This window comes from Lentisalinibacter salinarum (genome assembly GCF_040706555.1).
Taxonomy (GTDB): domain Bacteria; phylum Pseudomonadota; class Gammaproteobacteria; order Steroidobacterales; family Woeseiaceae; genus Lentisalinibacter; species Lentisalinibacter salinarum.
This window is the reverse complement of sequence record NZ_JAPDRH010000003.1, coordinates 638,718-662,806: the sequence shown is the minus strand read 5'-3', so window position 1 is coordinate 662,806 and position 24,089 is coordinate 638,718. Positions and strand designations below refer to the sequence as shown.

At 68.3% G+C, this 24,089-nt stretch carries 18 protein-coding genes; 15 read left to right on the top strand and 3 right to left on the bottom strand.

Annotated features, from left to right (window positions below; translation table 11 throughout):
* Positions 1 to 52 precede the first annotated feature (52 nt).
* From ACJMKZ_RS13535 to ACJMKZ_RS13525, 3 genes are all read left to right on the top strand, one after another.
* Entirely contained in the window at positions 53 to 1,510 is a 1,458-nt protein-coding gene (locus ACJMKZ_RS13535) for a glycosyltransferase (RefSeq protein WP_405233729.1), read from the top strand.
* Between the two features lie 134 nt (positions 1,511 to 1,644).
* A complete protein-coding gene (locus tag ACJMKZ_RS13530) occupies positions 1,645 to 2,754 on the top strand; it encodes a GGDEF domain-containing protein (RefSeq protein ID WP_405233728.1) in 1,110 nt (369 codons plus the stop codon).
* A 112-nt stretch (positions 2,755 to 2,866) separates the two neighbouring features.
* Positions 2,867 to 3,304, top strand: a complete 438-nt coding sequence (locus ACJMKZ_RS13525; RefSeq protein ID WP_405233727.1) for a TerB family tellurite resistance protein — start codon at positions 2,867 to 2,869, stop codon at positions 3,302 to 3,304.
* On the opposite strand, the gene ilvY is transcribed toward ACJMKZ_RS13525, so the two are convergent.
* On the bottom strand, positions 3,301 to 4,212 hold the full coding sequence (ilvY, locus tag ACJMKZ_RS13520) for an HTH-type transcriptional activator IlvY (RefSeq protein WP_405233726.1): 912 nt from the start codon (positions 4,210 to 4,212) through the stop codon (positions 3,301 to 3,303). The genes ACJMKZ_RS13525 and ilvY overlap by 4 nt on opposite strands.
* Before the next feature lie 191 nt (positions 4,213 to 4,403).
* Between ilvY and ilvC the strand changes: the two genes are divergently transcribed.
* The 5 genes from ilvC to ACJMKZ_RS13495 all read left to right on the top strand — a co-directional run bounded on the left by ilvC (position 4,404) and on the right by ACJMKZ_RS13495 (position 11,274).
* Positions 4,404 to 5,420: a ketol-acid reductoisomerase gene (ilvC, locus tag ACJMKZ_RS13515; protein ID WP_405233725.1), complete on the top strand. Its 1,017-nt coding sequence runs from the start codon at positions 4,404 to 4,406 to the stop codon at positions 5,418 to 5,420.
* Positions 5,421 to 5,514: 94 nt separating this feature from the next.
* A complete protein-coding gene (locus ACJMKZ_RS13510; RefSeq protein ID WP_405233724.1) occupies positions 5,515 to 7,179 on the top strand; it encodes an acyl-CoA dehydrogenase family protein in 1,665 nt (554 codons plus the stop codon).
* A gap of 150 nt (positions 7,180 to 7,329) precedes the next feature.
* Complete coding sequence (locus tag ACJMKZ_RS13505) at positions 7,330 to 9,678, top strand: xanthine dehydrogenase family protein molybdopterin-binding subunit (protein ID WP_405234170.1); 2,349 nt, start codon at positions 7,330 to 7,332, stop codon at positions 9,676 to 9,678.
* The gene (locus ACJMKZ_RS13500) at positions 9,675 to 10,133 is read left to right on the top strand and encodes a (2Fe-2S)-binding protein (protein ID WP_405233723.1); all 459 of its coding nucleotides are present in this window, start codon (positions 9,675 to 9,677) and stop codon (positions 10,131 to 10,133) included. Before ACJMKZ_RS13505 ends, ACJMKZ_RS13500 begins: the two co-directional genes overlap by 4 nt.
* A gap of 31 nt (positions 10,134 to 10,164) precedes the next feature.
* Complete coding sequence (locus tag ACJMKZ_RS13495; protein ID WP_405233722.1) at positions 10,165 to 11,274, top strand: TauD/TfdA family dioxygenase; 1,110 nt, start codon at positions 10,165 to 10,167, stop codon at positions 11,272 to 11,274.
* Between the two features lie 44 nt (positions 11,275 to 11,318).
* On the opposite strand, the gene ACJMKZ_RS13490 is transcribed toward ACJMKZ_RS13495, so the two are convergent.
* Positions 11,319 to 13,118 (bottom strand): amidohydrolase, encoded by a 1,800-nt coding sequence (locus ACJMKZ_RS13490; protein ID WP_405233721.1) that lies wholly within the window; start codon positions 13,116 to 13,118, stop codon positions 11,319 to 11,321.
* A gap of 57 nt (positions 13,119 to 13,175) precedes the next feature.
* Positions 13,176 to 13,886 (bottom strand): GNAT family N-acetyltransferase, encoded by a 711-nt coding sequence (locus tag ACJMKZ_RS13485; RefSeq protein ID WP_405233720.1) that lies wholly within the window; start codon positions 13,884 to 13,886, stop codon positions 13,176 to 13,178.
* A 138-nt stretch (positions 13,887 to 14,024) separates the two neighbouring features.
* Between ACJMKZ_RS13485 and ACJMKZ_RS13480 the strand changes: the two genes are divergently transcribed.
* The 7 genes from ACJMKZ_RS13480 (at position 14,025) to ACJMKZ_RS13450 (ending at position 24,037) form a co-directional block, all read left to right on the top strand.
* Entirely contained in the window at positions 14,025 to 16,181 is a 2,157-nt protein-coding gene (locus ACJMKZ_RS13480) for a TonB-dependent receptor (RefSeq protein WP_405233719.1), read from the top strand.
* 4 nt (positions 16,182 to 16,185) lie between these two features.
* The gene (locus tag ACJMKZ_RS13475) at positions 16,186 to 17,262 is read left to right on the top strand and encodes a PepSY-associated TM helix domain-containing protein (protein WP_405233718.1); all 1,077 of its coding nucleotides are present in this window, start codon (positions 16,186 to 16,188) and stop codon (positions 17,260 to 17,262) included.
* A 239-nt stretch (positions 17,263 to 17,501) separates the two neighbouring features.
* Positions 17,502 to 17,978 carry a hypothetical protein gene (locus ACJMKZ_RS13470; RefSeq protein WP_405233717.1) on the top strand — a complete coding sequence of 159 codons (477 nt, stop codon included), beginning with the start codon at positions 17,502 to 17,504 and terminating at the stop codon, positions 17,976 to 17,978.
* Between the two features lie 2 nt (positions 17,979 to 17,980).
* Complete coding sequence (locus ACJMKZ_RS13465) at positions 17,981 to 19,864, top strand: tetratricopeptide repeat protein (RefSeq protein WP_405233716.1); 1,884 nt, start codon at positions 17,981 to 17,983, stop codon at positions 19,862 to 19,864.
* Positions 19,861 to 23,061 (top strand): tetratricopeptide repeat protein, encoded by a 3,201-nt coding sequence (locus ACJMKZ_RS13460; protein ID WP_405233715.1) that lies wholly within the window; start codon positions 19,861 to 19,863, stop codon positions 23,059 to 23,061. Before ACJMKZ_RS13465 ends, ACJMKZ_RS13460 begins: the two co-directional genes overlap by 4 nt.
* Positions 23,058 to 23,681, top strand: coding sequence for a tetratricopeptide repeat protein (locus ACJMKZ_RS13455; protein WP_405233714.1), 624 nt, complete (start codon positions 23,058 to 23,060; stop codon positions 23,679 to 23,681). The genes ACJMKZ_RS13460 and ACJMKZ_RS13455 overlap by 4 nt, the downstream gene beginning before the upstream one ends.
* Complete coding sequence (locus tag ACJMKZ_RS13450; RefSeq protein WP_405233713.1) at positions 23,678 to 24,037, top strand: hypothetical protein; 360 nt, start codon at positions 23,678 to 23,680, stop codon at positions 24,035 to 24,037. Before ACJMKZ_RS13455 ends, ACJMKZ_RS13450 begins: the two co-directional genes overlap by 4 nt.
* Positions 24,038 to 24,089: the final 52 nt, after the last annotated feature.

Genomic DNA, 24,089 nt, shown 5'->3' with positions numbered 1-24,089 from the left:
CGGCGCGGCGGCCGCGTTATCATGCGCCACTTTGACAGCTGACGGAGCCGGGATGGATCAGGAGACGGGCAGGCTTTTCGAAGTCGATATCCACTCGCTCAGCATGGACCGCTACGAAGGCCTCGCCGCGCCGGGGCTCCTCGCGGACCTCCGCGCCGAGGCCGCACGGCTCGCCCGGTCGCTGGACGGCCGTGTCTTCTGGCACCTGAATTCCACGGCGGAGGGCGGCGGGGTCGCCGAGATGCTGCCCTCGCTGCTCGGCTACTGCCGTCACTTCGACATCGACTCGCGCTGGCTGGTCATCGGCGGCAACCCCGCGTTCTTCCGCGTGACGAAACGCCTGCACCATGGCCTGCATGGAGAGCCGGGCGACGGCACGCCGCTGGATGCCGAGGCGCGGCGCATCTACGAGGAGACCCTCGAGGACAACGCGGCGGAGCTGCTGGCGCTGGTCAAGCCGGGCGACATCGTGTTGCTCCACGACCCGCAGACCCTGGGACTGGCCCGCCACCTGGTCGAGCACGGTGCCGCCGTCGCATGGCGCTGCCACATCGGCTACAGCGACTGGAACGAGGAATACGAGCAGGCCTGGCGATTCCTGAGCCCCTATCTCGCCTATCCCCGGCGGTTCGTGTTCTCCCGTCAGGCCTACGTGCCGCCGGTGATCGACCGGGAGCGCACCGTCATCATTCCGCCGAGTATCGATGCCTTCACGCCGAAGAATCAGGGCATGAGCGAGGACGCCGTACGCACGCTGCTCGTACATACCGGCCTGCTGTCGGTCCCGCTGCCTGCGACGCCGGACTATGAGTTCTTCCGCAGCGATGGCAGCCGCGGCCGCGTGGACCGGCACGCGGACCTCATCCGCTGCGGCGCGCCGACGCCGCCGGACGTCCCCATGGTGGTGCAGGTTTCGCGCTGGGATCCACTGAAGGACCCCAGCGGCGTCATCGAGGGTTTCGCGGCCTGGCTGCGCCACGGCGGGGATGGCGGCGCGGAACTGGTGATGGTGGGGCCCAGCGTGACCGGTGTGGCCGACGATCCGGAAGGCATCGAGGTGTTTCACGAGGTGTTCCGGGTCTGGCGTGAGCTGCCCCACGCCCAGCGCAGCCGCATTCACCTGGCCATGCTGCCGATGGTCGACGTCGAGGAGAATGCCGCCATCGTGAACGCCATCCAGCGTCACGCGGCCGTCATCGTGCAGAAGAGCCTGCACGAGGGCTTCGGACTCACGGTGACCGAAGCCATGTGGAAGGGCAGGGCCGTGCTCGCGACCCGGGTGGGCGGCATACAGGACCAGATCGACGACGGCCGCCACGGCCTGCTGCTCGACGACCCGCGCGACCTGGAATCGTTCGCCCGGCTGCTGGACCGCCTCGTCGGCGATACCGAGCTGCGCGACAGCCTAGGCGCCGCCGCCAGGGAACGGGTGAGCGAGCGCTTCCTCGAGCCGCGCAGTGTCGCCGACCACCTGCGCCTCGCCGAAGAGCTGCTGGAGGCGGTGCGCTGAACGCCAGGCTGCCGGCTGATCTGGTTTACGCCGCCGCCCTGTTCGCGGTCGCCGTCACGGCGATCGCCGCGGCTGCGACGGCGACGGGCGCCGCGATTACCGCCGATGAGCTGCCGCTGGCAGGCTTTTTCCTGTTGTTCGGGCTGTTCACGATCACCGTGGGTTATCCCCACCCGACCTTCGGCCATGTCTCCTTCGACCGTGTGGCCCAGGTATCCAGCCTGCTCTTGCTGGGGCCGGTGGATGCCGCAATCATCAACGGCCTGGCTTCTCTCCTCTGGCCGCTGCAGCGGCTGCGCAGCGGCAGCATCCGCCGCACCGTCACGGCCTCCCTGCACAACGCGGGTCTCATGTCGCTGATGATCCTCGTCTCGGGGCTGCTCTACGTCAGGCTCGGCGGCCCGGTGCCGCTGATCGCCATCGACTGGTACAGCGCAGCCGTAATCGCGCTGCTGGCGCTGGCGATGCAGGCTATCAACGAGATCGGCATGCGCATCTACGTGAGCCTGCGCGGCATGGATACGGCGGGAATGTTCAGCGCCTTCCAGACGATGATCGAGATCGGCTCGATCCCGGCCGCCGTCCTGGTGGCGATCGTCTTCAGCCGGATGGAGGTGGCCGTCATCATGACCCTGCTGTTCGTCCTCTCGCTGGGCATGCTGGCGCTGAAGGAGTTCGCGGACATGCGCCAGCGGCTGGAGGCGCTGGTGGAGGAGCGCACCCGCGAACTCAGGGCCAAGACACTGGAGCTCGAACGGCAGGCCACACGGGACAAGCTCACCGGGCTGTTCAACCGACGTTATGCCGACGGCTTCATCGACGGTCAGCTCGAGCTTGCGGAGCGCCTCGGGCGTCCGCTGGGCGTGGTCCTCGCCGACGTCGACCATTTCAAGCTGATCAACGACACGCATTCACACGCCGTGGGCGATGCGGTGCTGGAGCGGCTCTCGCGACTGCTGGAGTCGCATTGTCGGGAGACCGACATGGTAGCCCGCTACGGCGGAGAGGAGTTCCTGATCTGTCTGCCCGCCACGGACGCCACTGCGGCCGTCCGCATCGGCGAGGACATCCGCGCGGCGGTCGCGGCGCTCGACTGGAGCGATCTGGCTCCGTCGCTCAGGGTGACCGTCAGCATCGGGGTGGCGGCCAGCGGACGGGGAAAAGACCGGGCCGCCGTCCTCGGCAGGGCGGACGCAAACCTGTACCGCGCCAAGCGCGCGGGCAGAGATCGTGTCATGGGCTGACGCGCCGGGCGCACCATGGCCGTGCAAGATCGGCTCCCATACGTATATACTGCGCCCACAATCACAATACGGGCCGCTGCAGCGGCGGCCCGGACAAGGCGGGAGACCTCACATGGCGATAGCGGATCTCAGTAGCGTACTGAAGATTTTCGGCGGCTCGGAGCCGACCGAGGAAGAGCGGCGCACCCTGTTCAAGGAAGTGCTGCTGATGACCCTCTCCCGCGCCACGAGCGCCGATGCCAATATCGACCCGGCCGAGGTGGATACGGTGCAGACCACCCTCAAGCGTATCCTGGACGAGGAGATCGACGCCGCCGACATCCGCGTCGCGGCCAAGTCCGAAATCTACGAGAACGCACCGCTGCCCGACTATCTGTCCAGCGTGTCGAAGCGGCTGCAATCCTCGGAGCGGGTCGCCATCGCCAAGGCACTCGCCGACGTCATTCACAGCGACTGCCGCATCAGCGAGCGCGAGGTGAACTTCTTCGACATGGTGGCGAAGTCGCTGAAGATCACTCCCGCCGAACTGGCGGGTATCGTCCCCGGCTAGGAATTCGCCCGGGGCGCCGGGCCGCCGGCGGTCAGCGCCGACCAGAAGGCCCGCACCAGGCGGTCGCCGAGCCGCTTGCGGCGCGCGAACAGCCCCACCTCGAAAGGCGCCAGTGCGGGGCGGGCAGACACCTGCCGCACGCTGCCGGCGAGCGGACTGTTCTCCAGCACGATCAGCGGCACGACACCCACGCCGCCGCCGAGCCCGACCATGCTGACGATGGCCTCGTTGCCGGCCGCCTGGGCCAGCACCTGCGGACGTATCCCCTTGTCCCTGAACCAGCGCTCGACCCGGTCGCGGGCGAGTCCCCGCTCCGGCAATATCATGGGCACCTCGGCCCAGTCCGCAGGCCGCATGCGCGGCCGCAGGAATCGACCCACGTCCGGGTCCTCCCGCGAGGCGATGAATACCAGCGGCGAGACGGCCATGGGCTCGAAGGCGAGGGTTGCGGGCAGCCGCTCCGGGCGCGCGCCGATGGCCAGATCCTCGTCTCCCGCTCGGACCCGGGCGACGGCCTGCTCGGGGTCGCCGGTGTGCACCGTGATCCGTACCCGCCGATGGCGGCGCCGGAACTCGGCGACCGGGTCGTAAAGGAAGCTGTAGCTGGCCGTGACCGAGCAGTAGATGCTGATCTCGCCGGTCAGCTCGTCGCTGTCGGCGGCCAGGCCGGCGCGCAGCGCCTCCCACTCCTCCAGCGTCCCGCGGGCCCAGGCGCGGAAGCGCTCGCCCGCCGGGGTGAGGCTGACGCTGCGATTGTCCCGCTCGAACAGGCGGACGCCGAGTTCCTCCTCCAGGCCGCTGATGATCCGGCTGAGCGTTGACGGGCTCATGTGGCAGGCCCCGCTGGCCCGCCCGTAGTGCAGGGTGTCCGCCAGGCTCAGGCAGGCGCGCAGGCTGCGGTCGTCCATGCCGGCTCCTGTATTGCAGAAAACGCAACACAAGATTTTAAATATTTCATTTCAGAAAATACACCCGTTGCACTATGGTGCCCCCATCCGATGTAGGAGGGCCTTCAGGCCCGATCCAATAAACCAGGTCGGGCCTGAAGGCCCTCCTACATGATCATCACATGCCTCCACATCATCCACAGGAGCCCGCCATGAACATCTACTACGACAAGGACTGCGATCTCTCCATTGTCCAGGGCATGAAGGTCTCCGTGATCGGCTACGGCTCCCAGGGCCATGCCCATGCCCTGAATCTGCAGGACTCAGGCGTCGACGTCACCGTGGGGCTGCGGGAGGGCTCTTCATCCGTGGCGAAGGCCGAGAGGGCGGGGCTGCGGGTGCAGGGCGTGGCCGAGGCCGTCTCCGGCGCCGATCTCGTGATGATGCTGGCGCCGGACGAGTCCATGGCGGCGCTGTACCGGGATCAGGTCGAGCCGAACCTGAAGCAGGGCGCCACCCTCGCGTTCGCCCACGGCTTCGTCATCCATTACAACCAGGTGGTGCCGCGGGCGGATCTCGACGTCGTCATGATCGCGCCGAAGGCGCCCGGCCACACGGTGCGCAGCGAGTTCGCGAAAGGCGCCGGCATCCCGGATCTCGTGGCCATTTTCCAGGATGCGAGCGGTCGGGCGAAGGATGTCGCGCTGTCTTATGCCTGCGGCATCGGCGGCGGCCGCACGGCGATCATCGAGACCACCTTCCGCGACGAGACGGAGACCGATCTCTTCGGCGAGCAGACCGTGCTCTGCGGCGGCTGCGTGGAGCTGGTCAAGGCCGGCTTCGAGACGCTGGTCGAGGCGGGCTACGCACCGGAACTGGCGTACTTCGAGTGCCTGCACGAGCTGAAGCTGATCGTCGACCTGATGTACGAGGGCGGCATCGCCAACATGAACTACTCCATCTCCAATAACGCGGAGTACGGCGAGTACTTCACCGGCAAGGAAGTCATCAACGAGCAGTCCCGGGCCGCGATGCGCAATGCCCTGGATCGCATCCAGAGCGGCGAGTACGCCAAGTCGTTCATCGCCGAAGGCGCCATGAACTACCCGTCGATGACGGCGCAGCGGCGCAACACGGAGGCGCATCTCATCGAGACCACCGGCGCGCGGCTCAGGGAGATGATGCCCTGGATCACGGCCAACCGGCTGGTGGACCGGGAGAAGAACTGAAGCGCCGGCCGGCACGGCCATCCGGTCCATCCACGGCTGACGCCGCCCGGCGGCGGCGTTACATTGTGGGCAGATCCACCGACCGGAGCGAACGATGGGACACCGGAAGCCGCGCACCGAACTCGCGACCCACGAGGTCATCAACCAGGCGCCGCCGCTGGAGGGCGTCAACTGTTACGAGAACGATATCGCGCTGAAGGAGGCGGTGAGCCGTAACGGCGCCGCCTGGATGGACGCCGAACTCGGCCGGCTGGGCGCGCGGGTCGGCTCGGCCGAGGTCCAGGACTGGGCGGCACGGGCGAATGCCAGTCCGCCGGTGCTGAAGGCCTTCGACCGCTACGGCCAGCGTATCGACGAGGCGGATTTCCATCCCGACTACCACCGGCTGATGGCGCTGGGGCTGGAGAGCGGCGTGAGTTCGGTGGCCTGGACGGCGGAGCAGGGCGGGCACGTGGCGCACTCGGCGCTGATGTACGTCCTGAGCCAGGCGGATCAGGGCGTATGCTGCCCTTTCTCGATGACGTACGCCTGCATCCCCACGCTGCGCCATCAGCCGGACCTGGCGGCGGAGTGGGAGCCGCGGGTGACGGCGGCGGCCTATGATCCCCGCTGTATCCCGGCGGAGGAGAAGCGGGGCGTCACCCTCGGCATGGCGATGACGGAGAAGCAGGGCGGCTCCGACGTGCGCGCGAACACCACCCGGGCCGTGCCCCTCGGCGCGGAGGGAGAGTACGAGCTCGTCGGCCACAAGTGGTTCTGCTCGGCGCCGATGAGCGACGGCTTCCTCACGCTGGCGAAGACCGATGGCGGCCTGTCCTGCTTCTTCACGCCGAAGTGGCGCCCGGACGGGACGCGGAACACCATCCAGGTCGTGCGCCTGAAGGACAAGCTCGGCGATCGCTCCAATGCCTCCAGCGAGATCGAGTACCACAACGCGTGGGCGCGGATGGTGGGCGGGGAAGGCCGCGGCGTGCGCACCATCATCGAAATGGTGCAGGGCACCCGGCTCGACTGCATGGTGGGCTCGACGGCCATCATGCGTGCCGCGCTGTCCCAAGCGCTCTGGCACGCCGAGCACCGGCGCGCCTTCGGCCCGCGGCTCGTGGAACACCCGGCCATGGCCCAGGTGCTCGCGGATCTCGCGCTGGAGCAGGAGGCGGCGCTCGCCATGAGTTTCCGGGTGGCCCGCGCCTTCGACGACGCCCCGCACTCGGAGCATGCCGCAGCCATCGCGCGCATCCTCACGCCAATTGCGAAGTACTGGATCTGCAAGCGCACGCCCTCTCTCGTCTACGAGGCCATGGAGTGTCTCGGCGGCGCCGGCTACGTAGAGGAGACGCCGGTGCCGCGTTACTTCCGCCAGTCGCCGCTGAACAGCATCTGGGAAGGCTCCGGCAACGTGATCGCGCTGGATACCCTGCGCGCGATCCAGCGCGACCCGGGCGTGCTGGAAGCGCTGTTCGCGGAACTGGACGAGGCCCGCGGCGCGGACCGCCACCTCGACGGCCTGATCTACACGGTCAGGACGCTGAATGTGAAGGAGGCGCTGGGCGAAGCCACGGCCCGGCACTTCGTCGAGTCGCTGGCGCTCGCATTCCAGGGGGCGGAGCTCTTCCGCGCCGCGCCGCGGATCGTGGCCGAGGGTTTCGCCGCCACCCGCCTGCGCTCCGAGCGGGGCTACACCTGGGGCGCGTTTGCGCCGGGGCTGGAACTCGATGCCCGCGGGCTGATAGAGCGCGCGTCGCCCTCGAGTGCCTGACATGAGTGCCTGAGGTGGGCACCTGATACCGGGCCCACTGCCGTGTTATGTTGATAGCCGGCGCCGAGGCGCTTTGTTGCACCGCGACACAGGGAGTCTGGCATGGCGAGGGACATCGGATCGAGCATGGAATTGGACGGGGGACCGGAGATGGAAGCGGGGCCGCTCAGCTGGCGGCAGGACGATACCGGAGCACTCACGGAGATCCCCCTCGCGCGGGTCACCCGGCGGGACGTCCTCGCCGGCATCGCGGCGGGCACGGGCTTCGTATTCGCGCTGTCACTGACGGGCCGCGTGCGGGCCGACCAGACGGCCGGCGGCCTCAGCGCCTTGCGCGGCGGAGACGCCACGCCGAGCCTCTTCATCAGCATCGAGAAGGACGGCACCGTCAAGCTGACCTGCCACCGTTCCGAGATGGGTCAGCAGACCTGGACCGCCATGGCCCAGATCATGGCGGACGAGCTCGAGGCCGACTGGGGACGCATCGAGGTCGTGCAGGCGATCGGTCATCCGAAATACGGCGACCAGAACACCGACGGCTCGCGCTCCGTGCGCCGCAACCTCACCCGGCTGCGCTACGCCGGTGCCGGCATGCGCCACATGCTGGAGACCGCGGCGGCGAACCGCTGGGACGTGCCGGCCGAAGAGTGCAAGGCAGAGCTGCACGAGGTGGTGCACGGGCCCAGCGGGCGCACCCTCGGCTACGGCGAACTGGCCGCGGACGCCGCCGGCCTCGACATCCCCGGCAAGGACGCCGTCCGGCTGAAGGACCGCAGCGACTGGCGCTACATCGGCAAGGACATCGGTTCCCTGACAGTACCCGACATCGTGGTCGGCAAGGGCACGTTCGGCATCGACATGCAGGTGCCCGACATGGTCTACGCGGTCATCGCCCGGCCGCCGGTGGTGTTCGGCAGCGTGAAGAGCGTGAACGACGAGAAGGCGCTCGAGGTGCCCGGCGTGCTGCGTACCGTGCGGCTGGATTCGCCCGAACCGCCGGCGGCCTTCAAGCCCCTCGGCGGCGTCGCAGTGATCGCCGACAACACCTGGTCCGCCCTGCAGGGCCGCGAGGCGCTGGAGATCGAGTGGGAGGCGGGCCCGAACGGCGACTACGACTCCGACGCGTTCCGCGAACAGCTCCTGGAGACGGCCCGCAAGCCCGGCCAGGTGCGGCGCAGCCGTGGTGACGTGAAGAAAGCGCTGGAGTCAGCGGCGAAGCGGGTATCCGCCGACTACTACGTTCCGCATCTGTCCCAGGCACCCATGGAGCCGCCGGCGGCCACCGCGCGCTGGGACGGCGACAAGTGCGAGGTCTGGGCCTGCGTGCAGGCGCCCCAGGCCACCCGGTCCGCGGTGGCGGGGGCGCTGGACGTCGACCCGGAGAAGGTGATCGTGACGCCCACGTGGCTCGGCGGCGCGTTCGGCCGCAAGTCCAAGCCGGACTTCGCCGTGGAAGCCGCATTGCTCGCGCGGGAGATCGGCAGGCCGGTGAAAGTCACCTGGAGCCGGGAGGACGACCTCAAGCACGGCTACTTCCACTCGGTGAGCGGCCAGCATATGGAGGGCGGCCTGGACGAGGAGGGCCGCTGCACGGCGTTTCTGCACCGCACCGTATTCCCGCCCATCCCGTCGACTTTCCAGAAGGGCGTCACGGAGCCTTCCTGGGGCGAGCTGCGCCTGGGCGCCTCGGACAACCCCTTCATCGTGCCGAACCTGCAGCTGGAGACCGGGCCGGCCGAAGCGAAGGTGCGCATCGGCTGGCTGCGCTCGGTGGCCAACGTCTACCACGCCTTCGCCATCCAGAGCTTCGCCGCCGAACTCGCGGCGGCCGCCGGCCGCGACCAGAAAGACTTCCTGCTGGAGCTGATCGGACCGCCGCGGATCGTGGACCCGCGCGAGGAGGGCGCCGAGTACGACAACTACGGTGACCCGTTCGAGGAATATCCGATCGATACCGGCCGGCTGGCCAACGTGACCAAGATGGCCGCCGAGATGGCCGGCTGGGGCCGCACGATGGGCAGCGGCGGCGGGCTGGGCATCGCCGCGCATCGCTCCTTCCTGGCCTACGTGGCCACCGTGGTCGAAGTGAAGGTGGACGACGAGGGCCGGCTGACCATACCGGGCGTGTGGTCGGCCATCGACGCCGGCACCGTGGTGAATACCCGGCACGTGGAGGCGCAGATGGAAGGCGGTTGCCTGTACGGGCTCTCCAACGCGCTGTACGGGGAGATCACCGCGAAGAACGGCGTCATCCAGCAGGAGAACTTCCCCTCCTGGCGCATCATGAAGATGAGCGAGGCGCCGCGGAACTTCGAGGTGAAGATCATGGAATCCCACGCCCCGCCGTGCGGGGTGGGCGAGCCGCCGACACCGCCGGCCGCGCCGGCACTCACGAACGCGATCTACGCCGCCACCGGCAAGCGCATCCGCCGCCTGCCCGTCTTCGGGCCGAACGCGGACAGTCTGGACAGCCTCAGCAGCGGGAGTGAACAGTCATGAGCACCAAACTGACCGTCAACGGTGAAACCGTCGAACTCGACGTCCCGAGCGAGATGCCGCTGCTGTGGGCGCTGCGCGACCGGCTCCAGCTCACCGGCACGAAGTACGGCTGCGGCATCTCCCAGTGCGGCGCCTGCGTCGTCTACGTGGACGGTAAGGCGCGGCGTGCCTGCGTGACCCCGGTGGGCAGCGTCGCCGATTCGAGCGTCACCACCATCGAGGGCGTCGAGGGCCCCGAGGCCGACGCGGTCCGCGCGGCCTGGCAGGCGATTGACGTGCCGCAATGCGGCTACTGCCAGTCCGGCCAGATCATGTCTGCGGTCGACCTGCTGAAGAAGAACCCGAAGCCGAGCGACAAGGACATCGACGAGGCCATGGACGGCAACCTCTGCCGCTGCGCCACTTACGTGCGCATCCGGCGCGCCATCAAGGACGCGGCCGCCTCGCTGGGCTAGGTCCCGGAGAGCAGACGGACATCTGCACGCGATGTTCGACCGCCGCTCCTACAACACCCTGCAGGCGCAGACCCTGCACTACTTCGCGCGGCCCCACGAGGGTGTCCGGCGAGCGCCCGTGGACGGGCCGGCTGCCTGGCGGGGCCGCGAGCTGCGACATCGTTCCGACTGGGTGCACGAACTGACCGCGGCCGAGGTGGCCGAGATCCGCGCGGCCGTTGCAGCGGTGCAGGCCGCGGGGATCGAGGCGCGAACGCTGCGGCGGCGAGACTTCCCGCTGCCCCTGCTGACTCCGCGCATCGACGAATGGCGCCGGGAACTGACCGACGGCCGGGGCTTCCGGCTGATCCGCGGCGTGCCGGTCGCCGACTGGAGCGAGGAGGAGGCGGAGACCTTCTTCTGGGCGTTCGGCCTGCACCTGGGCATACCCGGCACCCAGAACCCGGAAGGCGACCTGCTCGGGCACGTCATCGATACCCGCTCCGACCGGGACCGGCAGTCGGGCCGCTACTACAAGACGGCGAAAAACATCGCCTATCACTGCGACGCGGCGGACGTGGTCGGGCTGCTGTGCCTGCGCAAGGCCAGGGCAGGCGGTCTCAGCCGCATCGTGAGTTCGGTGACGGTCTACAACGATTTGCTGTCGCGGCGGCCGGACCTGGTGGAGCGCCTCTACCGGCCCTTCCACCTCGATACCCACGGCGAAGGTGACGTCCGCACGGTGCCGATCGAGCCCTGCCGTTACCATGGCGGGCAGCTGCGCACCTTCTATCACAGCGACTATTTCCGCTCGGCGTTCGGCTACGAGCACGTGCCGTCGATGAGCGACACCGAGCGTGAACTGCTGGACCTGTACGAGAGCATTGCCGAGGATCCCGATAACCGCCTGGACATGGATCTGGCGCCCGGGGACATCCAGCTGGTCTCCAATCACACCGTGCTGCACGCCCGCACGGCCTACGAGGATTACGCGGACGCCGCGGAGCGGCGCCACCTGCTCAGGCTGTGGCTCTCGCTGCCGGGCAGCAGCCGCGGCGGCGGGCGCCTGTCACGCCTCGCCAGCCGCTTGCGCCTGCTCGCGCGGGTGGCGCCGCAGAAGCTGCAGGCTCGCCTGCGAGGTGCCCCGGACCGATCCGTGTGATCGGGCCCGGATCGGCGCCGATCGGCGCGGCGGGTCCGGGTGGCTCAGCGAGCCGCCGTCGCGGTCTCCGCTCCCCGCCGCCAGATCGTCTCGCCCTCCTTGATGGTCTCGAGCACGGCGAGCTCCATGAGTTCCTCCGGCGGGATCGTCAGCGGATTGCGGTCGACGATCACGAGATCGGCCAGTTTGCCCGGCTCGATGGTGCCCTTGCGCTCTTCCTCGAACAGCTGTCGTGCGGCGCTGCTCGTGATGGCCTCCAGGGCCTGCCTGGCCGTGACGCGCTGTTCGGCTCCCAGTACCTGGCCCGAACGGGTCAGCCGGTTCACCTGGCTGTAGAGGATCATCCGGCTGTTCGGCGGTGTCACCGGCGCATCGTTGTGGCTGGTGTAGACGATGCCGCGCTCGAGTGCCGAACGGGCCGGCGAGATGCGTGCCGCGCGCTCCGGCCCGAGCACGCTGTCGCGGTGCCAGTCGCCCCAGTAGAACGTGTGCACGGACATGAACGAGGGGATCACGCCGAGCTGTCCCATGGCATCCAGCTGGTCTTCGCGCGCGGTCTGGGCGTGGATGGCCACCGGTCGGCGGTCGCCCGGCCCGAGCGCTTCGGTGGCCTCGCCGACGGCCGCCAGGAACTGATCGATGGCGGCGTCGCCGTTGACGTGGGTCAGCACCTGCCAGCCGTTCTCGAAGGCACGCCGTACCTCGGTCGCGAGGTAATCGTCCTCGAGCTGGGGATAGCCCCGGTAGTCCTCGTCCTGGCCGTGCGGGGCCACGTGATAGGGCAGGCTCAGCCAGGCCGTCTTCGCCTGGGGCGAGCCGTCGAGCGACAGCTTGATGCCCGGGATGCGGAGGTGATTCTCGTACTGGCGTGATGCGTTCGCCATGAGGCCGTCGAACTCCGCGGCGTCGCGCGCGAAGGTGGGGTCCGGGTAGACATCGATGTCCAGCTGCAGCAGACCGCCTTTTGCCGCAGCCTGCAGGGCACGCACGTTGGCCGGGAGTGCGCGGCCTTCCTGGGCCGTCGTGAAGCCGGCGGCGGCGTAGGACTCCTGGGCGGCAGCCACCATGGCGGCGAAGCTCTCCGGGTCCTCCGGCAGCGGCAGCTTGTCGAGCGTGGCGAAGAAGGCGGTCTCCTCCAGCACGCCGTCCGGTTCGCGGCTGCCGGCCTTGCGCCGGATCACGCCCCCTGGCGGATCCTGGCTCGCGGCCGTGATGCCGAGTGCCTCGAGGCCTGCGCTGTTGACGGCGGCGACGTGGCCGGACTGGTGGATCAGCAGCACCGGCATGTCGGAGATCATGGCGTCGAGGTCCGCGGCGGTGGGATGGCGCTGCTCGGCGAGCTGGGCGTCGTCGTAGCCCATGCCGACGATCCAGCCCATTTTCTCCGCCTGGTCGCTGTCCCGGTGGCCCTGTAACGCGGCGGCCAGGGTGGCGAAGTCCGTCACGCCACCGTCCGGCGGCGGCAACAGGCTGGCGGACTGCGCCAGGAAGCCCACCTGCAGGAAATGACCGTGGGCATCGATGAAGCCGGGGAGCACCGTGCGGCCGCCGAGTTCCCGTACGACCGTCCCGGGGCCTTGCCAGGCGGCCGCGATGTCCTCGGCCGTGCCCACGGCCTGGATTCTGCCGTTCCGAATCGCGATGGCGCCGGCTTGGAGGGTCGGGTCCGTGAGGGTAACGATGGTGCCGCCGCTCAGGATAAGCTCGGCCGGTTCCGCGCCGGCGGCCGCGCGGGTGGCGGTTCCGGCGACCGGTTCCGGCGACGGGCTGCAACCCCAGGCGAGGGTGACCAGCGCCGCCGTGGCGGCGAGGCGATTGGCGAGTTTGCAAACGGTCGGCTTCATCGGTTGGCTCCCCTGCGTCGATATCCCGCGCGGCAGTATAAGCGAGCGGCAGGCGTTTCAGGAGCCGTCCGGCGCATCCCCGGTATCGCGTTCCCGCTTCCGGCCCAGCGACAGCAGGCGTCTAACGGTCTGCTCGCCGAACCAGATCGGTACGATGAACGAGCCCAGCGCCACAAGACGCAGGGTCGAGAACAGGGCCTCGAAGATGTCTTCGCTCACCGGCATCGTCAGCGGGAAGGTGAACTCGACGACCCCGGGCTCCGACCGGCGCACTTCCAGGCCCTCCGTATGCCGCTCCAGCAGCTCGCGCACGTCCGGGTTGTCAGCGAGCGCCACGGAGCGGATGCGGCGGATGCCCCGCTCGGCCGCCGCCCCGGCGATGCGTTCCAGCAGACGTTTGCCGACGCCACGGTGCTGCCAGTCGTCCACCACGACGATGGAGATCTCTGCTGTTTCCGGGTCCGACGTGCTGCGGACGAAGCGGGCGACGCCGATGCCCTCCGGTTCGCCGTCGCCGTCGGGCTCGCCGGCGGGGAGCATTGCGCCCAGCGCATAGTGGTCCGTGCCGTCGAACTCGGTGAGGTAGCGCAGTTCCTCGTCGCTCAGGCCGGTCTTGCTCGTGAAGAAGCGCCGGCGGCGGGATTCGGGCGAGAGGCGGGTGAACCCCTGCGCCAGCATCGCCTTGTGCGAGGGCTGCACGGCACGGAATTCGACGAGGGTGCCGTCGTCGAGCGTGTGCCGTTCCCGGTAATCCCGCGTGTACTTCATGGCGGAATGCTACCAGCAAGTGTGTTGCCGTCTTGTTGCGGAGCCGCAGCGACCGATCCGTAAAAGCCGAAGTTGACAATGAATACCGAAATAAGAAGTATTCGCATTTACATTCGGGAACACACGAGAGGAACGACGATGAGTTCATTCAGAATCGGCCCGGGGCTCCTTGCGTGCCTCGCAATGACGGCAGCGACCGCAATCCCCGAGTCTGCGGCCGCCCAGTCCGGCAATGACGCCGGGGAGGGCGTGATCGAGGAGATCGTGGTCAGCGCCAGCCGCGTCGAGCAGCCCGCGACGGCTATCCCGGGCACGCTGACCATCCTCGACGCGGAGACCATCGAACTCCAATCGGCCATCAGCGACGATCTCGCGAGCGTGCTGTCCAACTCGGTGCCCGGTTTCGCGCCCAGCTCCCAGAAGCTGATGGGACGCAGCGAGACCCTGCGCGGCCGCAACCCGCTGTACCTGATTGACGGCGTCCCGCAGCACAATGCCCTGCGGGACGGACAGCGCGACGGTCATACCATCGACCTTGCGTTCATCGAGCGCATCGAGGTGATCAACGGCTCGAACTCCATCCAGGGCGTGGGTGCCACGGGCGGCGTGGTGAATACCGTGACCCGCGCGCCGGTCTCCGCCGATTCCTGGCAGACCGACCTGGAGGCGCGGCTCACCACGGCGGACGACTTCGACTCCGACGCCTACGGTTACAAGATCGCGGCCAGCACCGGCCGCGGCACCGATGCCTTCGACTTCATCGTCGGTTTCGCGTACCACGACCGGGGCCTGTTCCTGGACGCGGACGGAGACGCGGTGGGCCTGTATCCCACCCAGGGCGACATCATGGACTCGACCTCCCTCGGCCTGTTCGGCAAGGGCGAATGGCGGGTGACCGGGGACGCCACGCTCACGCTGCTGGTGAACGACTTCGAGCTGGAGCGCAACGGCGACTTCCGCAGCGTGCCCGGCGACCGCTCTGCCGGCATACCCACGGGTACCGAGGAGGGCGATCCCTCGGCCGAAGTGGGCGATCCGGCCCGCAACGAGGTGACCACCGTCTCACTGACATGGCGTCAGGAGCGGGTGCTGGGAGGCAGCCTGGAGGCCCAGGTGTACGACCAGAGCTATGCCGCGCTGTTCGAGGGCGGCACCTTCGGCGGCTTCTTCCGGCTGACGCCGGACGGCGAGCCGTTCCTCGACCAGTCGGAGATCGTCTCCGACAAGAACGGACTGAAGACCACCTGGAACCGGGCTCTGGTCGACCCGGACCTGAACCTCACGGCCGGCATCGACTGGTTCCGCGACGACTCGGCGCAGGAGCTGGCGCGCAGCGGCCGCGAATGGGTGCCGGAGACACGGTTCGAGACCGTCTCGCCGTTCGTGCAGCTGGGCTGGACCATCAACGAGGTCGTGACGGTCACCGGCGGCGCCCGCCAGGAGAACGCCAGCCTCGAGGTGGACGACTACACCACCATCGCCTCGGCCGGCAGCACCTTTGTCGAGGGCGGCGAGCCGGAGTTCGACGAGACGCTGTTCAATGCCGGCGCGATCTGGCGGCTGACCGATAGCTGGACGCTCTACGCTGCCGCCGCCGAGGCGTTCACCATGCCCGACGTCGGCCGTGTGCTGCGCGGCGTGTCGACGCCCGGCCTGGACGTGGACAGCCTGCTGGAGGTGGAGCCGGTGGTCACCGACAACACCGAATTCGGCGTGGAATACGGGGACGGCCGCGTGACCGCCCGCGCCACGTATTACGAATCGACGGCCGACAACGGCTCGCGGCTGCTCAGCAACGAGGCCGGCATCTTCGAGGTGCAGCGCCAGCGCACCGAAATCGACGGCGTAGAGCTCTCCCTGGACTACGCGGTCAGCGAGTCGCTCAGCCTCGGTGCGAACTACAGCCGCATCGACGGCCGCTTCGATTCCGACGGCGACGGCTCGGTGGACAGTGACCTGGACGGACTGAATATCGGGCCGGACCGGCTGAACCTCTATGTCGAGGGGCGTGTCCGCGACGATATCCGCTGGCGCGTGCAGGCCGCACGACTGGAGGACCGCAGCTTCGACGGTCCGGGCGCGCCTGCGGACGCCGCGGACTTCGACGGCTACACCCTGGCCGATGCCTTCGTGAGCTGGCGGTCGGATTACGGCGTGTTCTCGGTGGCCGTCGAGAACCTGCTGAACGAGGACTACTTCACCTACTTCGCCCAGACCGAGCCCTTCCAGCGCTCCGATACCTACTTCGCCGGCAAGGGCCGCACCCTGACCTTCGGGTGGCAACGGGCGTTCTGAGCGGATGATCCGCCGGCTGCACCGCTGGCTCGGGGTCGTCATCGCCGCATGGCTGGCGGTGGCGACCCTCAGCGGGCTCGCGCTGCTCTGGGCCGACGAGTACGTCGACTGGCGCTACCCGCAGCTGCCGGAGACGCTGCCCGCGGAGACCCCGGACGCGGACGTCATCGCCCGGATCGTCGCCGCCACGGAAGGGCGGCTCTCGGCACTCGCCATGCCGCGGGCGGGGCGTCCCGCCTACCACGCCTACCTGACCGACGGCGGCGAAAGGCTCTATCACCCGGAGACCGGCGCGCTGGTTGCGGAGTGGGGCTGGAGCGACAGCCTGCCCGCCTTCCTGTTCGAGCTGCATGCGTATCTGCTGGCGGGAGAGCCGGGGCACACCCTCGTCGGGATCCTCGGCTGTCTGGTCATGGTCAGCCTGACCTCGGGCGCGTGGCTCTGGCTGCGCCGACGGGCGATATTCCGGCTGCGCTATTTCTGGCCCCGCAACGCCGAGTCCCGCTACCTGCTGCGCGGCCATGCCGCCCAGGGAGCGACGCTCGGCCCGCTGTTCGCGGGGCTGGTCGTCACCGGCGTGGCCATGGTGTTCCCGGGGCCATTCCAGTCGTCGCTGAACGCGGTGCTCGGGGCCAGCCCACCGCTCGCGCCGTCGGCGATGACCGTGGAGCCCGACTCCGACGAGACCGACTGGCAGCAGGTGCTCGATGCGGCCGGCAAGGCATTCCCGGCCGGCGTGGTGCGGTTCGTCTCGCCGCCGCGGGAGTCCGATGCACCGGTACTCGTCCGGCTGCGCAACGAGGGCGAGCTGCATCCGAACGGCCGCAGTTATCTGGTGTTGCATCCCGCGTCGGCCGAGATCCTCGAGACCATCGACGCGACCCGGCGTGGCGCGGGACCCGCCGTGTTCGATGCTCTCTATCCGCTGCATGCCGGCAAGACCGGATGGCCGGGCTATCGGCTGTTGCTCACTCTCCTGTCATTGTCCCTGCTGTTCATGGCGCTGAGCGGGTTGCGCCTGATGCTCGGACGCCGCCGCCTGCGGACGGGCGCCACCCGCGCTCTGGCCCGCTGCCCTTGACATAACGGCGGCTGCGGACGGTCAGCTTTCCGCCGACCCTGTCAATCGGTCCCGATTGGCCCACATAGATTTGCGAACCCCGTCACAGATTGGGGTGTGCGGTTGATCGACACTGCGCCCTCAGAACACGAGTCGGAGGGGACAGCGGAGGTCGCCTCCCCCTGCAAAGCCGATCCCCTCAGTCAGGACGGGTGCCGATCATGTACCAATTCATTCGAATCGCGTTGTTGAGCCTGGTTATGTGCAGTGCCGCGGGCGCTGCCGGCGACATCTCCGGCGAGCAGATGCGCGGACTCGACGAGCAGGTGCAGGAGATGAAGTCCGACGTGCTCGATATCGCCGCCGAACTCGGCCGCTTGGAAGAGCGTCTGCTGTATCCCTCGGGAACGCAGGTGGCGCTTTTCGTCGAGATCGCGGACGGCGATGCGCTGCGCCTGGATGCCGTGCAGGTCGAGATCAACGGCGAACTCGTCGCCCACTACATCTACAGCTTCAAGGAACTGGAGGCGCTGCAGGACGGCGGCGTCCAGCGCCTCTACACCGGCAACATCCCGACCGGCGAGCACAGCCTCAGCGTCAGTTACACGGGCAAGCTGAAGAACGGCAACGACGTGAACGGTTCGCAGCAGTTCGCCTTCGTGAAGGGCGTGGAGCCGAAGATGATCGGCATCACCCTGGACGGCTCCGACGACAGGATCGCGCTCGGAGACTGGTAGCCGTGAAACGCGCCTCGCTCCTCCCGATTGCCCTGGCCGCTGCCGTCGCCCTGACGGCGGCGCCGCTGCGCTGTGAGGAGCTGCGCGACCTGTGGTTCGGCGAGGCGCTCTATCACGCGAAGATGGGGCATTACTTCGATGCGCTGGAGCGGCTGGATACGGAGCTGGGCCAGCATTACGACCTCGACGAGCCCGAGCTCGATCCGCTGCACTATCACATCGACCGCGCCGAGTTCTCGGTGGGTGACTTCGAACTGCGTTACCGGATGCACCATCGCGCCGGCCGTGCCATTCGCGCCGTGCTGGAGGGCGACGTCGAGGAGCCGGTGCGCAACGAGGCCGCCTACCGTCTGGCGCGCATTCATTTCCAGAAGGGCCAGATGCCCGATGCGCTGGAGGCGCTCGACCGCATCGAGGGCGAAGTGCCGGCCGGAATACGCGACGACATCGGCTTCCTGCGCGCGAACGTCTACCTCGCGACGGGTCGGCCGGATGAGGCCATCCCGGTCCTCGAGGACCTGCGGGGCTCGCGCGATCTGGAGGCCTTCGTGGCCTACAACCTCGGTATCGCCTATCTGCAGGACGGCCGCGAGACGGCGGCCGTCGCGCAGCTGGAACGGGCGGGACGCGTGAAGGCCGACGACGAGGCGGCAGCCGCGATCCGCGACAAGGCCAACCTGGTGCTGGGCACGATGCTGCTCGAGTCCGGCCGCAACGAGGAGGCCGCCACCTACCTCGACCGCGTGAGCCTGGACGGCCCGTTCTCCAACCAGGCCCTGCTGAGTTCCGGCTGGGCGTCCACCCGCGCCGAGAACTACGAACGCGCCGTCGTGCCCTGGTCCATCCTCGCGGGCCGCGAGACGACGGACAAGGCGGCGCAGGAGGCCATGCTGGCGCTGCCGTATGCCTACGGCCAGCTGTCCGTGCACGGTCGCGCGGCGGAATACTACGGCCGTGCCCTGGATACCTACGGCGCCGAACTCGGCAAGCTGGATGCCTCCATCCTCAGCATCCGCGAGGGGCGTTTCCTGGAGGTACTGGTGCGCGAGGAGATCCGCAAGGACGAGGACTGGGTGATCCGGCTCCGGTCGCTGCCGGAGACGCCGGAAACCTACTACCTCATGGAACTGATGGCCTCCCACGACTTCCAGACGGGGCTGCAGAACTATCTGGATCTCGCCGATCTGCGCCGGAAACTCGAAGGCTGGCAGTCCGGCTTCGAGGCCTACGGAGAGATGGTCGAGATACGCCGGGATCACTACGAACCGCTGCTGCCGGGTATCGATAGCGAATTCCGCGAGCTCGATTCGCGCATGCGCCTGCGGCTCGAGCAGCACGAGATGCTGAAGAAGCGCCTGCAGTCGATGCTGACCGCGCCCAGGCCCGAATTCCTCGCCACCCGCGACGAGCAGCGGATGCTCGCGACACTCGAGGCGGTCGAGGAGCAACTCGACGAGCAGGGCGTGGCCGCGGACGACGTGGCGCGGGTCCGTGTGCGCCGTCTCGAAGGCAGGCTGCTGTGGGCCCTGCGCACCGAGTACCACGACCGCCTGGACGCGTTCCACCAGCATCTGCAGGAGCTCGACGGCGCCATGACGGCGCTGGAGGTCCGTTACCGGCAGTTCGTGCGCGTCCGCCAGGCTGCCTCGCACAGCTACGAGGGCTACGACACGCCGCTCGCCCGGCTGCAGACCCGGGTGGGCGAATCCATCGCGCAGCTGGACCGGCTCATGGCCCGCCAGGGGCGGCTCCTGGAGGTCGTAGCCATCGACGAACTGGTGGCACGGCGCGACCGGCTGGAGAAATTCCGGGACGACGCCCGTTATGCGCTGGCCGACAGCTACGACCGGGCCACACAGCTGCAGGCGCGGAGCGAGGCGGAATGAAAACGCGGTCCCGCAATCTCGCCGGCAACCTCACCGGCAACCTAACGATGATCTGGCTGGCGCTGCTCGCGGCCGGTTGCGCCGGCGTGCAGCAGCGCGACACGCTTGCCGATCTGCGTGCCGTGGAGCCGGATCTCGAGGACGTCCGCGTCGCCGACAGTCTGGAACGGGCGGAGCAGAGTTACCGTCGCTACCTGGAGGAGACCCCCTCCGGCGTCATGACTCCCGAGGCCATGCGCCGTCTCGCGGACCTGCAGATCGAGAAGGAATTCGGCGTGATCGGTTCCGGCGAACTCATCGAGATGGCCGTGGACGAGGATGCCGAGGCGATCGCCGCGGAGCGCGCACCCCGCGGGCCGGTTCCGAACGGCGCCGGAGCCGCGGCCGACGGCATCCGGATCGCCGAGTATGCGGAGAGCAGCGAGGCCTTCGAGGCGCGGGCGAGTGCGGCGACCCTGCCGGCCCCGGCGGCCGACGGGATGGCGCCTGCGCTGCCGGACGGGGTGGATGCCACTGCACTGGCCGGGCCGGTGGAGGCGATCCGGACCTATCGCCGCATCCTCGAGGAATATCCGGGCTACGAGCGGAACGACCAGGTCCTGTACCAGATGTCCCGCGCCTACGACGAACTCGGCCGCAGCGACGATGCGATGGCGGTGATGGACCGTTTCGTGCGCGAATATCCGGACTCGCGCTATGTCGACGAGGTCTGGTTCCGCCGGGGCGAGTACTTCTTCGTACGCAAGAAATATCTGGACGCCGAGGAATCCTACGGCGCCATCATCAACTTCGGCGAGACCTCGCCCTACTACGAACTCGCTCTCTACAAACTCGGCTGGACCTTCTACAAGCAGTCGCTGTACGAGGAGGCGCTGCACCGCTACATGGCGATGCTCGATCATCGCGTGGCGACGGGGTTCGACTTCGACCGGGCCTTCGACAACGGGGACGACGAGGAGGGGGATGACGAGAAGGGGGGCGACGATCACCGCATCGGCGATACCTTCCGGGTGATCTCCCTGAGCTTCTCCAACCTCGGCGGGCCGGAGGTGATCGATGATTACTTCGCCGCCAACGGCGCGCGGAGCTACGGCGACCGCATCTACAGCAACCTCGGCGAGTTCTATCTCGACAAGCTGCGCTTCCAGGACGCGGCGGCCGTTTACAACTCTTTCATCGACCTGAATCCCGCCCATCGCGTCGCGCCTCATTTCAGCATGCGCGTCGTCGAGATCTACGAGAAGGGGGAATTCCCCCGCCTGGTCGTGGAGGCGAAGAAGGAATTCGCGGAGCGCTACGCGCTGCAGGCGGACTACTGGCAGCACTACGATCCTGCGGCCTCGCCGGAGGTGATGGGCTTCCTGAAGACCAATCTCAAGGATCTGGCGAATCACTATCATGCGCTCTATCAGCAGGAAGAGCTCGCGGACGAGCGCCCGGACAACTATGCCGAGGCGCTGACCTGGTACGGCGAGTTCCTGTCCTCGTTCCCGGCGGACGAAGAGTCCCCGCCCATCAACTACCAGCTGGCCGACCTGCTGCTGGAGCACGAGGATTACGCCCGCGCCGCGCTGGAGTACGAGCGCACGGCCTACGACTACCCGCAGCACGAGCAGTCTGCGGCCGCCGGCTATGCGGCCGTGTACGCCCATCGCCAGGACCTGGAGCGGGCCACCGGTGCCGGGCAGCTGGAAGTCAAGGCGCGCACGGTGGAGAGTTCGCTGCGTTTCGCCGATGCTTTCCCCGGCCACGAGAAGGCGCCGACCGTGCTCGGCGCGGCGGCCGACGACCTCTACGCCATGAAGGACTACCGGCGCGCCATCGCCGCGGCAGACACCCTGATCGGGCGTTATCCAGAGACCGAGGTGGCCCTGCGGCGCTCCGCCTGGATCGTCGTGGGCCACTCGTCGATGGACATCACCGAGTATCCCCGCGCGGAGCAGGCCTACGCCCGTGTGCTCGAGCTCACGGCGGAAGATCACGAGTCGCGCCCGGCCATCATCGATGGTCTCGCGGCCGCCATCTACAAGCAGGGCGAGCAGGCCAATCTGCTCGAGGATTACCGGGCGGCGGCAGAGCATTTCCTGCGCGTGAAGACCGCTGCGCCGACGTCCGCTATCCGCACGGCGGCCGAATACGATGCCGCCGCCGCTCTCGTGAAACTCGAGGACTGGGAGGGCGCCGCCGGCGTCCTCGAGGAGTTCCGCGTGGATCATGCGGAACACGAGCTGGCGGACGATGCCACCAGACAGCTCGCGAACATCTACCGGGAGGACGGCCAGCTCGCCCGCTCCGCCGCCGAACACGAGCGCATCGCGACGGAGAGCGAGGATCCTGAGCTCGCGCGGCAAGCGCTGCTGGTCGCCGCGGATCTCTACGAGGAGGCGGAGCAGACCGACAGCGCACTGGCCGTCTACGAGAGGTACGTCGGCGAGTATCCCGCGCCGCTGGACGTCCACGTCGAGACCCGCAACCGCATCGCCGAGATCTACCGCGACCGGGGCGATACTGCGCGCTATCACGACGAACTGCGCGAGATCGTCGCACGGGATGCCGACGGCGGCGACGAACGCACGGAGCGAACCCGCTACCTGGCAGCCCGGGCGGGACTGGTGCTGGCGAAGCTCAGCTACGAACATTTCGCGGAACTCGAACTGACGCAGCCCTTCGAACGAAGCCTTGCCGAGAAGCAGGCCCGGATGGACGCTGCCATGGCCGCCTTCGAGGCGCTGGTGGACTACGAGGTGGGCGAGGTCACGGCGGCCGCCACTTACTACATCGCGGAGATCTACTACCGGTTCAGCGACGCGATCATGGCGTCGGAGCGGCCGGCGGGTCTCACCGAGGCCGAGCTCATGGATTACGAGATGGTCCTCGAGGAAGAGGCCTGGCCGTTCGAGGAGCAGGCGATTGCCGTGCACGAGAAGAACTTCGAGCTGCTGGCCATGGGCGTCTACAACGACTGGATACAGCAGAGTCTCGACCGGCTGGCCGTCATGATGCCGGGCCGCTACGCCAAGAACGAGATCTCGAGCGGGTTCCTCGGCGCCATCGACGTCTACGCCTATCGCATGCCGGTGGTGCCCGAGACGCCGGCAGACCCGGCCGTGGAATCGGTCGTGCTGCCGGAGGCGGAGGTCCAGGTGACCGGTGTATCCGGGCTGGCGCACGGCGCACCGCGGGGTGAGTCGCCATGAAAACGTTGTATCGTCCGCTGCAAGTGCTGCTGGCGCTGATTCTGGGCGGCTGCGCCGCCACGGCACCGGAGCAGCAGCCCGGCGCGCGCATCGAGATCCAGGAGGCCGTGGGTTTCACCATCACGGAAGAGGCGCGGATCGGCGCGGCCGTGCGCGAGGACTACCAGACCGCTCTCGATCTGCTCGAGAACGAGCGCGAGCAGCAGGGCATCGAGCTCCTCAGGCAGGTGGCGGAAGAGGCGCCGTCTCTCAGCGCGCCGCGTATCGACCTCGGCATCGCCTATCACCGCATGGGCGACCTGAAGGCTGCCGAGACGGAGCTGCTGGCCGCCCGTGCCCTGAATCCGGAACACCCGATCGTGCACAACGAACTCGGCATCGTGTATCGCAAGACCGGCCGCTTCGACGAGGCGAGGCGGAGCTACGAGACCGCGCTGGAGATCTACCCGGGGTTCCATTACGCGCGCCGCAACCTCGCGATCCTCTGTGACCTCTACCTCGCCGATCCCGAGTGCGCGCTGGCCAATTACGAGGCCTACATGAAGACGGTGACGGCAGACGAGGAGGCCGCCATATGGATCGCCGACATCCGCAATCGTCTCGGGGAGACCACGCAATGAATCTCGCTAAGCTTGCGCCGTGGTTCGCGCTCGCGCTGCTCGGCATCGCTCTGCAGGCCGCTGCCGAGGACGAGGCTACGGAGTCTTCAGAGGAGGCCGAGGCCATGACTGCGGCGGCAGAGGATACCGCCGGCACGACACCGGACAACCCGCACACCATGTCGGGCATGTCGATCCTCGGCAACGAGGAGGCGCCGAAGGCGCTCGTGATCGTGCCCTGGAAGAGTTCGGAGCTCGGCGACGATCCGTCCCTCGCGGACTCGCTCGACGAGCGCGCCCGTCCGGTGGACCCGGAAGTGTTCGCGCGGGAACTCCGTTATTACGGCATCCGCTCCGGCGGGGAGGGTGCGGAATGAGCCGCGAACGTGCACTGGATCACCGTTGTGACCGTGACACCCATTTACGCTA

Excerpts from the sequence above, each read along its gene's own strand:
- ACJMKZ_RS13490 (WP_405233721.1), bottom strand. The coding sequence starts at position 13,118 with ATGAAGCCGACCGTTTGCAAACTCGCCAATCGCCTCGCCGCCACGGCG.
- ACJMKZ_RS13475 (WP_405233718.1), top strand. The coding sequence starts at position 16,186 with ATGATCCGCCGGCTGCACCGCTGGCTCGGGGTCGTCATCGCCGCATGG.
- ACJMKZ_RS13450 (WP_405233713.1), top strand. The coding sequence starts at position 23,678 with ATGAATCTCGCTAAGCTTGCGCCGTGGTTCGCGCTCGCGCTGCTCGGC.
- ACJMKZ_RS13455 (WP_405233714.1), top strand. The coding sequence starts at position 23,058 with ATGAAAACGTTGTATCGTCCGCTGCAAGTGCTGCTGGCGCTGATTCTG.
- ACJMKZ_RS13460 (WP_405233715.1), top strand. The coding sequence starts at position 19,861 with ATGAAAACGCGGTCCCGCAATCTCGCCGGCAACCTCACCGGCAACCTA.
- ACJMKZ_RS13485 (WP_405233720.1), bottom strand. The coding sequence starts at position 13,886 with ATGAAGTACACGCGGGATTACCGGGAACGGCACACGCTCGACGACGGC.
- ACJMKZ_RS13525 (WP_405233727.1), top strand. The coding sequence starts at position 2,867 with ATGGCGATAGCGGATCTCAGTAGCGTACTGAAGATTTTCGGCGGCTCG.
- ACJMKZ_RS13480 (WP_405233719.1), top strand. The coding sequence starts at position 14,025 with ATGAGTTCATTCAGAATCGGCCCGGGGCTCCTTGCGTGCCTCGCAATG.
- ACJMKZ_RS13500 (WP_405233723.1), top strand. The coding sequence starts at position 9,675 with ATGAGCACCAAACTGACCGTCAACGGTGAAACCGTCGAACTCGACGTC.
- ACJMKZ_RS13495 (WP_405233722.1), top strand. The coding sequence starts at position 10,165 with ATGTTCGACCGCCGCTCCTACAACACCCTGCAGGCGCAGACCCTGCAC.
- ACJMKZ_RS13505 (WP_405234170.1), top strand. The coding sequence starts at position 7,330 with ATGGAAGCGGGGCCGCTCAGCTGGCGGCAGGACGATACCGGAGCACTC.
- ACJMKZ_RS13470 (WP_405233717.1), top strand. The coding sequence starts at position 17,502 with ATGTGCAGTGCCGCGGGCGCTGCCGGCGACATCTCCGGCGAGCAGATG.
- ilvC (WP_405233725.1), top strand. The coding sequence starts at position 4,404 with ATGAACATCTACTACGACAAGGACTGCGATCTCTCCATTGTCCAGGGC.
- ACJMKZ_RS13510 (WP_405233724.1), top strand. The coding sequence starts at position 5,515 with ATGGGACACCGGAAGCCGCGCACCGAACTCGCGACCCACGAGGTCATC.
- ACJMKZ_RS13535 (WP_405233729.1), top strand. The coding sequence starts at position 53 with ATGGATCAGGAGACGGGCAGGCTTTTCGAAGTCGATATCCACTCGCTC.
- ilvY (WP_405233726.1), bottom strand. The coding sequence starts at position 4,212 with ATGGACGACCGCAGCCTGCGCGCCTGCCTGAGCCTGGCGGACACCCTG.